The sequence below is a fragment of the Phycisphaerae bacterium genome (assembly GCA_035275405.1).
Taxonomy (GTDB): domain Bacteria; phylum Planctomycetota; class Phycisphaerae; order UBA1845; family UTPLA1; genus DATEMU01.
Genome location: DATEMU010000007.1, coordinates 189,703 through 202,283, shown reverse-complemented (window position 1 = coordinate 202,283; position 12,581 = coordinate 189,703). Strand labels below are relative to the sequence as shown.

The window sequence follows — 12,581 nt, the reverse complement described above, 5'->3', positions numbered from 1 at the left end:
TCCGTCGACCGGAAATAAGGCGACTCCTCGCGCAGCGGTTCCCCTGAATCGATTCGTTCCGAAGGCCCCGTCGCCCAAACCTGCGGAAAAACCGCCTCCTTCTTGCGCAGCGAGCACCCGGCGATGGCGATCAAACAAGCGAAGCAGGCGCCCAAAAACCACCCCTGAATTGCAGATCGTGAAGAGATCCCGACAAAGGTCCCTCTCACTCGTCTTTCGCTATTCGCCATTCGTAATTCGCCATTCGTAATTCGCCATTCGCCATTCGCCCAAGCCGCAGCCTATCATATACCCGTCTCTCCAACCGTAGACCATCGGACCACCGAATGCGAACCCCCAAAAAGGATGTCTGCCTCCCGGTCATCCCGGCCTCAGCCACAGACCACCACGGTCCGCGCCCCTCGCGCTCCGGCCGTTGGCGGGCGGTCTCGCTTCTGCTGGTCCACATCTTCATGCTTGCCCACGCCCTGCAATGGCTCCGCGACGGTCGCACCGTCACCCCCATCGAACCCTCCGAGTCCATGGAAACGCTTATCACCGGCCGCATCAACGCCGGCTTCATCTTCTTCGCCGTCGCCATCCTGCTCACCATCGTCCTCGGACGCTGGCTCTGCGGCTGGGGCTGCCACCTCGTCGCCTACCAGGACCTCACGAACTGGCTGCTCAAGAAACTCCGCCTCCGCCCCAAGGCCTTCCGCTCGCGCGTGCTCATCCTCGCCCCGCTCCTCGCCGCCCTCTACATGTTCGTCTGGCCCGCCGCCTATCGCCTCGCCGTCGGCGCGCCGCAGCCCAGACTCACCGCGCATCTCACCACGACCGGCTTCTGGGACACCTTCCCGCAGTATGGCATCGCCGCCCTCACCGTCCTCATCTGCGGCGTCGCCATCATCTACCTCCTCGGCCCCAAAGGCTTCTGCACCTACGCCTGCCCCTACGGCGCCTTCTTCGGCCTCGCCGACAAGCTCGCCCTCTTCCGCATCCGCGTCACCGACGCCTGCCGCCAGTGCGGTCACTGCACCGCCGTCTGCACGTCGAACGTGAAAGTTTCCGAGGAAGTGAACCTCTACAAGATGGTCGTCGACCCCGGCTGCATGAAATGCCTCGACTGCGTCAGCGTCTGCCCCAACGACGCCCTCTACTACGGCTTCGGATTCCCCTCGCTTGGCGCGAAGCCGCTCGCCGCAGCGGCCAGCGCTTCCAACGTACCCCGCCGCTACGACCTCACCCTCGCCGAAGAACTTGCCGCCGCCCTGATCTTCGTCGCCGCCTTCTTCTCCTTCCGCGGCCTGTACGGCAAGCTCCCCTTCCTCCTCTCGCTCGGCATCGCCGGCATCATCGCTTATCTCGTCATGAAAGCCGCGCGCCTCATCTACGCCCGCGATGTCCTCATCCAGCGAACCCGCCTCAAATCCACCGGTCGCATTCGCCCCTTCGGCATCGCGTACCTGTTTCTCACCGCCGCAATCGTCGGCCTGATGGCCCACAGCGGCTACTGGCGATACCACGACTACCTTGGCAACCTCGCTTTTGAAAAATCCCCCCCGGAACTCTTCGGCTGGCAATACCAACCCGATCGGCTCGGCGCCGCAAGCGACGAACAACAATCCGCCGTCGCCGCCGGCATTCATCACTTGGAAAAGGCGCGGCGCAGCGCCCTTGCCCTCGTCCCCGAAAACGATCGCGAACTCGCCTGGCTCTATCTGCAAATGAAACTACCGGATCGCGCCGCCGCGGCGATCCGCCGGGCTTTACATTCCGAGCCCAAAGACATGATCGCCTGGGCGCACCTTGCTAAAATCGAAACGCTACGTGGCGATCTGGCGGCGGCGCGAGGCGCCTATCAAAAAGCCCTCTCCCTCGAAAGCGCCCGCCGCGCCGACTGGACCACCAAGCTCGGCGAGGCTGTCCCCATGCCGGGCGCCGCCGACCTCCTCGCCGAGTGGGGCCTCTTCCAGGCGCACTGCGGCGAAACCGACGCCGCCGACGCGACACTGCGCTGGGCCGCCCAATACGACGCCGTTTCCCCAACGGCCCACCTCGCCCTCGGTCTCTTCCAGATCCGCATGAACCAGATCGACGCCGCCCGCGCCTCCCTCATCCGCGCGGTCGCCGCCTCCCCCCACGCCCCGGAGCCGCGCAGGGCACTCGCGGACCTCTGCAAAGAGCCGCAGTCCTACCCGGCCGCCATCGACCAGTACACCGCCGCCCTCCGCGATCACCCCGCCGAGCCGGTCTATCTCCACAATCGCGCGTATGCGCTTACGCAACTCAATCGCTACGCCGAAGCCGCCGCCGATTACCGCGCCGTGCTAAAACATCAGCCGTCCTACGCCGAGGCCCGCGCCAACCTCGGCGCGATCCTCCTCGCCCAGGGCGACATCCCCGGCGCCGCCCGCGAATACGAACAGCTCCTCACCGACCAGCCCGCCAACCCCGAAGCCGCGATCCGCCTCGGTTACATCTACCTGATGTCCAACCGCCCCGCCGACGCCCACCGCCTCTTGCAAGGCGTACTCACCTCCGGCGACCGCGACCAGCGCCGCACCGCCCAATCACTTCTCTCTCAACTCGCCCCGTAGCGTCACCCTGGCGAGGCTCCCGCCGAGCCAGCGTAACTGCCGGGGGGAAAAACCAAAACGAATCCGCAGGTGGCGCAGATGAACGCAGATGGGAAATGAGGGGGACGCATTCAGCGTTTTTGCCCCGCAGTCTTCATAGACAGGGTGCTGTCGCGGGCGCGACGGCATCGTTCGAAAACGCGGAGATATCGTCCGCTGCATCGAGATTGGCGGTCTGATCGTCGCCGTCGGGGTCGATGCCGACACAAGCTCCACCGCCATTGAGGATACAATTGACCAGTAGTTGCACGTCCATCCCGTTCACCACGCAGTCGAGGTTCAGATCGCTCTGCGGCCGGCCGCTTGCATCGGACAACACGCACGGCGAAGCCGCCGCGCATGCATCCACGTCGTTATCGACTTCGTCGCCGTCCATGTCAGCATCGCATACATTCCCGATCCCGTCGCCGTCGAGATCGGCTTGATCGTCATTGGCCACGGAGGGGCAGTTGTCGCAGACATCCCCATGCGCATCATTGTCGCCATTCTCCTGACCGGGATTGACAACCAGCGGACAATTGTCAACGGGGTCGATCACTCCGTCGTCGTCCTCGTCCAAATCAAAGACGTACGCCGCGCCGGAATCGACGGCGCTGTTGTCGGCCTGATTGCCTCCCACTCCTGTGGCGCTGCTGTCCTCGAAATACGCCGCGGCCACCACCGTGTCGCCGCTCGCGGCCACCGAGATGCCGAACCAGTCATCCACCCCGGTGTTCGAGGCCTTCAGGTAGACCTGCTGGCTCCAGACGCCGCCGCTGCGGACGAAGACGTAGGCCGCGCCGGCATTCAGAGCGCTGTTGTCGGCCTGGTTGCCGTTCACCCCCGTGGCGTTGCTGGCCTCGAATGCCGCCCCGACCACCACCATGTCGCCGCTCGCGGCTGCCGAAGCGCCGAATACGTCGCCCGCCCCCGTGTTCGATGCCTTGAGGTAGGCCTGCTGGTTCCAGATGCCGCCGCTGCGGACGAAAACATAGGCCGCACCAGCATCCGCGGCGCTGTTGTCGGCCTGGTTGCCGTTCATTCCGGTGGCGCCGCTGTCCTCCCAGATCGCTCCGACGACGAGCGTATCGCCGCTTGCGGCAACGGAATAGCCAAACTGGTCATCCGCCCCGGTGTTCGACGCCTTGAGGTAGGCCTGTTGGCTCCACACGCCGCCGCCGCGGACGAAGACGTAGGCCGCGCCGGAAGCAGAGGCGCTGTTGTCGGCCTGGTTGCCGTTCACGCCCGTGGCGCTGCTGTCCTCAAGCCACGCCCCGACCACTACCGTGTCACCCGACACGGCCACCGAGAAGAACTGGTCGCCCGCGCCGGTGTTCGACGCCTTGAGGTAGGCCTGCTGGCTCCAGACGCCTGCGTTGCGGACGAAAACGTACGCCGCGCCGGAATTGAGAGCACTATTGTCGGCCTGGTTGCCGTTCACGCCCGTGGCGCTGCTGTCCTCGTTGTCCGCCCCGACCACTACCGTGTCGCCACTGGCGGCCACCGAAAAGCCGAACACGTCTCCCTCTTGCGTGTTCGAGGCTTTGAGGTAGGCCTGTTGGCTCCAGATCCCGCCGTTGCGGACGAAGATGTAGGCCGCGCCGGCATCGGGGGCGCTGTTGTCGCCCTGGTTGCCGTTGACGCCCGTGGCGTTGCTGGCCTCCTGCGGCGCTCCGACCACCATCGTGTCGCCGCTGACGGCCACCGAATAGCCAAACTCGTCATCCGCCCCAGTGTTGGAGGCCTTGAGGTAGGCCTGCTGGGCGACGGGGTCGATGGTGAGGGGATACGTGGCATCCGCATCATCAATGATGATGCGGATGAATTGCGAATGATGAATTGCGAATAGCGAAGTGACGGACTCATCGCTGACCGCAACCGACTCAAACCAGGCAGGCACTAACGCGCCCGTGGCATCGAAGACGGTCAGGCCGGTGTAGTTCACGACCGCCGCGCCGTTTGAATCGACGAACGTTAATCCGCGCCCGTCCGCGCCCACTTGCGGGCGCAGATCGCCGCGTACCGCCAACGTGAAATGCAGCGGCCCAAACCGCCCGGAGGGCGCACGATGGTTGCCAGAGGCTTCAGCCTCTGGAAGAGGATCTTCTAATTTCCCCGCCCGGAGGGCGGACGAATCGGGCCGCCGATACACCGTGTAACCATGCCCCAGCCCGCGCGCGTCGTTGACGTACCACTCGGTCAGGTGCTCGCCCCACTCGTAGATAACGCGCTGGCCTGTGGCGTCGGCGCAGGTCGGTGCGACGAATTCATGCACCGCACCCTCGACGCCATAGCTGACCAGTTCAAGCCCCCATGACCAATCTCCCGCATCCGGCGTTGTAACGAAGCCGCGACCGTCAAACCGGGTTCGCCATTGCTGGCCGGGGTTGCGCGCCTGATAGCCGCCTTCGATCGCGAAGGCCGCATGGCGATTCGCCTCATAGGCCGCGCGGATGGACGTCCACTCCGAGGCCGAGAGCCCGGCGGGCACGGGTTCGGCAGCGCGGGCTTGAGCCCATGCGCCGGCAGAGTAAACCAGGAGCACGGTTTCTAAAACGGCAAGTAAAACGGCCGATCTCACGGCGAGCCCTCCTCTGTCGATTGGCCATCCGGGGAGCAATCCATTCTACCCGATTTGCACCCCGTCCGCACTTTGCGCTTCAGGGCCCCTTCGCTCATTCTATTCATTCAATTGGGGCTCGCGGGCATGACGTCGTCCGCTGGGGTTCCCCTCCAAGTCTGGGCGTCAACGCGATTAACGCTTTTTTCTTCGAAAGAGTGCGGATTAGAGGGAGCGCTGAGCAAGTACTGAAGATAGGGACAAGAAAGAAGCGGCGAAGTCACCGCCTTCGTTCAGCTTACGGCTCGTAAGGTCGGAGACTCCGCGCCATATGTACGAATTTCAAGCGATTCAACCGTTTTCAAGCACGCGAGCCATGCGTTTTCATCTATTTTCGGCTTTTCTCGGCCCCAAAAAATATCTGCGCCGATCGGCGTCATCTGTGGATCCGGTTTTTCATTCCGCATTCCGCCCACTCGCCACCAACCACTACTCGCTCCCCACGATTCTCCGATACAGCCCCTCAATCCGCTCCACCATTGCCCGATGGTCAAACTCCCGCAGACAAAGTTCCCGCCCCGCCGCCCCATACCCCCGCCGACGCTCGACGTCCCGGGCCAGCGCGACCAGCTTCTCCGCGAAGGCTCCGAAATCCCCCAGCGCCGCCAGTTCCCCCGTCCGACCGGGTATCACCACCTCCGGCGCGCCGTCGATATCAAAGCTCACCACCGGCCTTTGCATCAGGAGCGCCTGCACCGCCGCCCGCGGCAATCCCTCCCACTGCGACGTGTGCGCCAGGACATCGATCGACGCCATCACCCGCGGCATCTCGCCCGGTGGCAGCAATCCCGTCAATCGCGTCCGCCCCGCCAAGCCCCGCCGCGCCAGCTCCGCCTCATACGCCGCCCGGTGCGAACCACCACCGACCCACAAGAAGCGCAGCCGCGGCTCGCGCCCCGCCGCAATTGACATGATCTCCAGCAACTGCTCATACCCCTTATTGGGAAACAACCGCGCAACCGTCCCGACGACGATGTCGTCCTCCGCAAACCCCCATCTGCGTTTATCTGCGTGCATCTGCGGATCAAATTCTTCGACCTCCATGCCGCTGCGAATCGTCTCATACTGCTCCGCCCGCCCCACTCCCGCCGCCAGCGCCTGCCGCGTCATCGCGTCCGCCACGCTGACGATCGCATGGCACCGCCGCGCGCAATAGCGCTCCGCCGCCGCATACGCCGCCCGCACCATCCACGGCTGCGTCCGATTGAAGCTCATCCCATGAATCGTGTGGACGATCGCCGGCACGCCCGCCCGATGCGCCGCCACCCGCCCCAGCACCCCCGCCTTGCTCGAATGCGTATGCACCACGTCCGGTCGCAGCTCCCGAAACCGCCGCGTCAGCGCCGACCGCGCCGCCCAGTCGCGCGACGGACTGACCTGCCGCACCAGCGATGGAATCTCTTCAAACGTGTACCGCCCCGACCGCGCCCGATCGACAAGCGACCCCTCCGGCCCTGTCGTCGGTCCACTCAGGAGATACACCTCATGACCGCGCTGCGCCAATCCCTCGCACGTCAGAATGGTATTCTCCTGCGCCCCCCCGACAATCAACCGCGTAATGACGTGAACAATGCGCACAAAGACCTACGTCCTTTATCGGGGGTGGCACGGTCTGACCGCGAAGCGGACAGGCCGTGGCGGCGCGTAGGGTGGGCCGTGCCCACCAATTTGTTACGCCGGCGGATCCTCCTCCGCCTCAAACCCCGCCGGCATCGGCGCCGTGCTCCGCGGTTTTTTGTCCACCAGTGCCCGCTCCGCGCCCGCCGGCGGCGCAGCCCGCTCCGCCCGCTCCAGTTGCTCCGCCGTCGGCGCGGGCAATCCCGGAAGGTCATACCGCACCCATTGCAAACAGAGTCCCCGCGCTGGCGCCGTCGGCCCCGCCAGGTTCCGGTTCTTGCCCGCGAGGATTTGCTTCGCCTTCTCGGCCTTCCAATGACCCCGCCCGATCTCCACCAGCGTCCCCATCATGTTGCGGACCTGTTTGTACAGAAACCCTTCGCCCTCAATGTCCATGCGGATCTCCTGGTCGTCGCGATACAGCTCAATCCGCCGGATCGTCCGAACGTTCGACTGCCGGTCATTCCCCGCCGAGGCAAAGGACGAAAAGTCATGCTCGCCGACCCACGCCTCCGCCGCCTGCCGCATCGCCTCCAGATCGAGCGGCTGCCAGAAGTGGTAGACGAACCGCTGGGCCAGATGTTCGCACGGTCGGCTCGGCGTGTTGTGAATTCGATAGCGATAGAGCTTGGTCACCGCCGACCGCGTCGCGTGAAAGGTCAGCGGCACTTCGTCGAGGTGCAGAAGCGTCATGTCCTTGGGCAAACGCGCCCCAACGCTGCGGGAGATGTTGATGTTCGGCGCCGGGCTGGTCGTGAAAAAATTGGCGACGTACCCGGCGGCGTGGACTCCCGCGTCCGTCCGGCTGCACCCGACGAGCACGATCTGGTGCCGCACCGTCCGTCGCAGCGCCTGTTCCAGGATGTCCTGCACCGTCCGTAGGTTCGGCTGGTGCTGCCAACCATGGAAGTCCGCCCCGTCGTAAGCCAGCGTCAACATCAGGTTCCGCATCATCGCGGAACCATCCTATGCGAGGCTCATTCCTTCGGCGACGGGGCCGGCGCGGCATCGGTCGCTGGCGCGGTCAATGCCGCGACATACGCCCGCTGGCAGCGCTTCCGCGCCTTGGAGCGGGCGTGGCGCTTCTTCGGGGAAAGGATCGGCAGGCTCTCCGGATCGAGCTGCCAGAAAGACGCCATGCGGTTGCGCCCCCGCTCCTTCGCGGCGCACAGGGCGATGTCCGCCTGCAGGAGAAAATGATCCACATCGAATTCGGCGGGATGGCCCGCGTAGCTCGACATCCCAAAGCAGGCCGTGAAGTGTTTCGGGCTGGTCATTGCGTCAAAGGCGATCGCCGCGAACGTCTGCCGCAGCCGGTCACACAGACTCCACGCCGCCTGCCGCGACGAGCGCGACAAGACCATGGCGAGTTCCTCTCCGCCCAATCGGCCGACGCGGCAGGTCGGGCTCTGGAACCGCTTGAACAGGCGGGCAAGCGTCAGGATCGCTTCATCGCCCAGGTCGTGACCGTACCGATCGTTGTACGACATGAGGTTATCGATGTCGGCGATGACCAGGATGCTTTCCTCTCCCGTCCGCTGCGCCGTAAGGATCGCCTCGGTGATACTCAGGATGAAATGCCGTCGATTGGCCAGCCCGGTGTACGGGTCTTCGACGGCCAGGCGGCGATACGCCTCGCGAAGGTTCTGCTCCCGCAGGGCCACGCGAATCCGCGAGATCAGCTCCACATCGCTGAGCGGCTTGAAGATCAGATCGTGACCGCCCGCGTCAAAGCTCTGCCGGATCAGCTCATCCGTCTTTTCCATCGCCGTGACGAAAATGACCGGCGTATCCGCCAGGCGAATCCGATCCTTCATCTGCCGGCAGATCTCGAAGCCATCGGGACGCGGAGGCTTGAGGTCGAGCAGGATGAGGTGGGGTTCGTATTTCTCCGCGATGGCCAGCCCCATCCCGCTGTCCTCGGCGTACATCGTTCGAAAGCCCGCCGGCTGCAGCACGTGCGCGACCCGGCGAACCGTCTCCGCGTCGCTGTCGATGATCAGCACCAGCGGGTGGCTTTCGCGCTCGACATCGTTAAAGGAAGTGGCCATGCCGTTTTCCAAATGCGGTTTCCAACGAATCTCCGGCGCTGATATCGGAATGCAGGAGTGCCCTCACGATCTTAAACCCACCGCTCCCGCCTTTGTCATTAAGCCCCAATCGCGCAAGACCGATATATCCGCCGCGTTCAACCGTCCAAGGGGCCGCGCGATGTCTGACTGGATTCCCCGTGAATCGCTCCAAAGCACCTCTGGTCCGTTAGGAGCGATCCTCGCGACCTGGCTGATCTGGCCGGTCTTGTGCGGCCTGATCGGGCTGCGCAAGGGCGAACTCGGCCGCGGCGCGATGCAGGGTCTGTTGTGGGGGCCCTTCGGCCTCATCTTCGTCCTGATGGCACAACGCAAATACCTCTGCCCGACCTGCGGGCAAAAGACCCTGAAGTCGCCGCATTCGCGCGACAACTCGCCGCTCGCAGTGCCGCCGCTCGTTATCCCATCGCTCAACGTGGAGATCCCGGAACCCCGGTCCACCCCGCTGCCACCCATGCGCCCGTCGGCGCGCCCTCTGGTCGCCAACGAGCCCCGCGAGGCGGCGCCACTGAGCAAAGAGGAACGCGAAAAAATCGTGGCCGCGGCCTGCGCCGGCTACGACGCCGAAGAGGCCGCCCGCCTGCGCTCGTGGCTGAATAATGAGTAAGTACAACACCCAGTAGCCGGCTACGGATTTTTCCTGCGATGTCGAAGTTTGTCGAGCGCATCGGCAATGCCGATCCAGAAACTGTCGTTGGTGCGTGACTCAACCCTCGTCTTTTGAAGAGCATCTTCAAGCAGCAGTTCGGCTTCGTGATCCCGCCCCAGGGCGGCCAGACACTCGCCCAGACTCGCCTGCGTCTTGAGCAAACGTTCATCCTCCGGCGTCAACCGGCCGCGGCGAATCTCCAGCGATTCTCTGAGTAGAGGCTCCGCTTCCGAATATCGTCCTTGCTGGAGCAGCATTCGACCCAATCCCGAGAGATCGACGGCCAATGTGGGATGTTGGTCGCCGAACACCTTGCGATCCAACCTTACGACCTCCCGGAGCAACTTCTCGCTTAGCCGATGGTCTCCAAGTGCCGACGCCAAGACACCCAGGTTGGCCATGCTTTGCAGGACGAGGGGGTGTTCCTCGCGAAGGAGCTTGCGCCGAGTCTCCAAGACCTCGGTGATCAACTCCAGGGCCCCTTTAATATCGCCCTTGGCGCGCAGCGCGCCGGCGAGATTGTTCAAACTCTCCGCGACTTCCAGGCTTTCGCGGCCCGCCAGTTTTTCGCGAATTACCAGCGCCTCGCGATGGGTGGATTCCGCCTCGGCGATCTTTCCCGCGGCCCGCTGCACTGCCCCCAGGTCGTTCAGCACGCGGGCCGTGTCGAGGTTCTCCGCGCCTCGCAGCCGCCGGTGCGTCTCAAGGCAATGGGCCAGGAGCGCCTCAGCTTCCGTGAATTTGCCTTGTGCGTAATACAACTGCGCCTGATCGAACTCACTCTCGGCGAGATCGTGATGGCCCGGCTCCAGTTGGGCGGCGCGAATAGCCTTTGCCGCGTTGATATTCGATTCCGCCGGCTCCAGCAGACCGAGCCCCAGGTACGTGCGACCGATCGTGCTTCGGACCGCGGCCTGCACCAGCGGTTGGCTCTTCAGGTCGGAATCCACGCGCAGCGCCGCCACATCCAGTACTGATCGTACCGTTGCATCCGGACCTTCGTTCACCGGATCGGCGGCGGACATCATGCGCTGCATAAAGTCGGCGGTGGCTTCCGCCTGATCCCTCGCCAGATAGGCGGCATCCCGTTCGCGCCGCGCCGCACGGCCCTCCCAGACCGCGACGCCGAAGCCGACCGCCAGCAACAGGACGGCGGCCACTCCCAGGGCCGCCGCGAGCGCATGCCGCCGCACGAATTTCTGGACGCGATAGGCGATCGTATCCGGTCGCGCTAAGACCGGCAGTCCCGCAAGATGCCGCTCGATGTCGGCGACGAGCTGTTCGACGGACGCATAGCGGCGCGCTGGGTCCTTGTATGTCGCCTTCAGGACAATCGTGTCAAGATCCCCTGCGAGCCGACGGCCAAGACGCTCCGTCGTGGCCTCCCGCCGCCGATTCGCCGCTTCCGAGGCGGTGGTCGAAGACGAGGCCGAGGCCGCCGGGCCATCGCCACGTCGAACCGCAACACTGGGCGGAGCAATCTCTTCCTCGCAGACCACCCGGCTTACCTCTGCAACCGAACGCGTCGAAAAACGGTACGGGCGCCTGCCGGTCAGCAACTCAAAGAGGATGATGCCGAGAGAATAGACATCGCTCGCGGTGCTCAGCGGCAGGCCGGAAACCTGTTCAGGGCTGGCGTATTCCGGAGTGAACCGCCTTTCTTCGACGGCCGTGACGTCGACGGACCCCGTGCCCACGAGCACCTTGGAGACGCCGAAATCGAGAAGCTTGGGATCGCCACTGTCGTTCACAAGAATGTTGCCAGGTTTGAGATCACGGTGGATCACCAGCTTTTGGTGAGCGAGGCGCACGGCTTCGCAGACGACGGAGAAAAGACGAAGGCGCTGCGAAATCGGCAGTCGATGGTCGTCGCAGTATTGGTCGATCGGAACCCCCTCGACGTACTCCATGACCAGATACGGCCGGCCATTGGGCATAGCGCCCGCATCGAGAAGCCGGGCGATATTGGGATGCTGAAGTGTGGCGAGCGTATTCCGCTCGAGGGCGAAGCGGTGGAGGATTTCCTCGGTATCCATGCCACGCTTGACGACCTTGATCGCCACCTGTTGGTCGAATTGCCCGTCTGCTCGGACGGCTCGATAGACGGTTCCCATGCCCCCGGAGGCCCGCCGATGCACGACCCGATAGGGACCGATCCTCGCTCCGTCCAAATCGTCCTCGGGTGGTGAAAATGCCGGCAGCGCCAGACTGGCGCCCAAGGCGGAATCCGAGAGAAACGCGTCGGGCGGATCAGCGTGCTTCAGCAAGGACTCTACCTCTGCGCGCAGCATGCCGTCGCTGCCACAAGTGACTTGCAATGCATCGTCCCGTTGCACGCGGGGTAGTTCGAGGACGCGAGAAAAGATTTCCTCGATTTGTTGCAATCGCTGAGGCGTCATTTGGGTTGATCGCCCGTTAATTCTCGGTAAAGCCAGCTGCGCGCGAAGCGCCAGGTACGGGCCAGCGTGCTGGGAGAAACACCCGTTGCGAGACCGATCTCCTCCATGCTTAGCCCGCCAAAAAACCGCAGTTCCACGAGATTCGCCATATTCGAGTCCAGGGTTCCCAGTCGCTCGAGTGCTTCATTCAGCGCGAGAATGTCCAGATTCATCCCGTCCACGCAGACGTCAGCCTCGTTCAGCGGCGAGGGCCGCACGCCCTCCCCTCTTTTCATGCGTCGTCTGGCCCGGGCATGGTCAATCAGGATTCGCCGGATCGCCTTTGCTGCGGCTCCGAAGAAATGTCGCCGATTCTCCCAGGAACTGTCGCCCGGGCCGACCAGGCGGATGAAGGCCTCGTGAACAAGTGCAGTGGGCTGAAGGGTTTGGGCCCCGGAATCCCGCGAAAGGTGCCGGGCGGCGAGGGTACGAAGCTCTTCATAAACCAGAGGGAAGAGTTCTTCCGTCGCCAGGCGATCGCCTTTTTGGGCTCTCACCAGGAGCGTCGTAACGTCGCCTCCAGTTAGGGGTTGCGATTCCGGCATGGTTTTTGCCTTTCCCGCCTGACAC

General features: G+C 64.1%; 8 protein-coding genes. 2 read left to right on the top strand and 6 right to left on the bottom strand.

What is annotated here, in order from left to right; all coding sequences use genetic code 11:
• Positions 1-326: 326 nt before the first annotated feature.
• Entirely contained in the window at positions 327-2,579 is a 2,253-nt protein-coding gene (locus VJZ71_10065) for a tetratricopeptide repeat protein (GenBank protein ID HKQ48402.1), read from the top strand.
• A 133-nt stretch (positions 2,580-2,712) separates the two neighbouring features.
• Here VJZ71_10065 and VJZ71_10060 read toward each other — a convergent pair whose 3' ends face one another.
• The 4 genes from VJZ71_10060 to VJZ71_10045 all read right to left on the bottom strand — a co-directional run bounded on the left by VJZ71_10060 (position 2,713) and on the right by VJZ71_10045 (position 8,885).
• Positions 2,713-5,178 carry a thrombospondin type 3 repeat-containing protein gene (locus VJZ71_10060; protein HKQ48401.1) on the bottom strand — a complete coding sequence of 822 codons (2,466 nt, stop codon included), beginning with the start codon at positions 5,176-5,178 and terminating at the stop codon, positions 2,713-2,715.
• A 468-nt stretch (positions 5,179-5,646) separates the two neighbouring features.
• Positions 5,647-6,795 (bottom strand): glycosyltransferase family 4 protein, encoded by a 1,149-nt coding sequence (locus VJZ71_10055; GenBank protein HKQ48400.1) that lies wholly within the window; start codon positions 6,793-6,795, stop codon positions 5,647-5,649.
• A gap of 93 nt (positions 6,796-6,888) precedes the next feature.
• Positions 6,889-7,788: a tRNA pseudouridine(38-40) synthase TruA gene (gene truA, locus VJZ71_10050; protein ID HKQ48399.1), complete on the bottom strand. Its 900-nt coding sequence runs from the start codon at positions 7,786-7,788 to the stop codon at positions 6,889-6,891.
• Between the two features lie 23 nt (positions 7,789-7,811).
• Positions 7,812-8,885 (bottom strand): diguanylate cyclase, encoded by a 1,074-nt coding sequence (locus VJZ71_10045; GenBank protein ID HKQ48398.1) that lies wholly within the window; start codon positions 8,883-8,885, stop codon positions 7,812-7,814.
• A gap of 160 nt (positions 8,886-9,045) precedes the next feature.
• Between VJZ71_10045 and VJZ71_10040 the strand changes: the two genes are divergently transcribed.
• Positions 9,046-9,531, top strand: a complete 486-nt coding sequence (locus VJZ71_10040; GenBank protein ID HKQ48397.1) for a hypothetical protein — start codon at positions 9,046-9,048, stop codon at positions 9,529-9,531.
• Between the two features lie 20 nt (positions 9,532-9,551).
• On the opposite strand, the gene VJZ71_10035 is transcribed toward VJZ71_10040, so the two are convergent.
• Both VJZ71_10035 and VJZ71_10030 read right to left on the bottom strand, forming a co-directional pair.
• Positions 9,552-11,972: a serine/threonine-protein kinase gene (locus tag VJZ71_10035; GenBank protein ID HKQ48396.1), complete on the bottom strand. Its 2,421-nt coding sequence runs from the start codon at positions 11,970-11,972 to the stop codon at positions 9,552-9,554.
• Entirely contained in the window at positions 11,969-12,556 is a 588-nt protein-coding gene (locus tag VJZ71_10030) for a sigma-70 family RNA polymerase sigma factor (GenBank protein ID HKQ48395.1), read from the bottom strand. The genes VJZ71_10035 and VJZ71_10030 overlap by 4 nt, the downstream gene beginning before the upstream one ends.
• Positions 12,557-12,581: the final 25 nt, after the last annotated feature.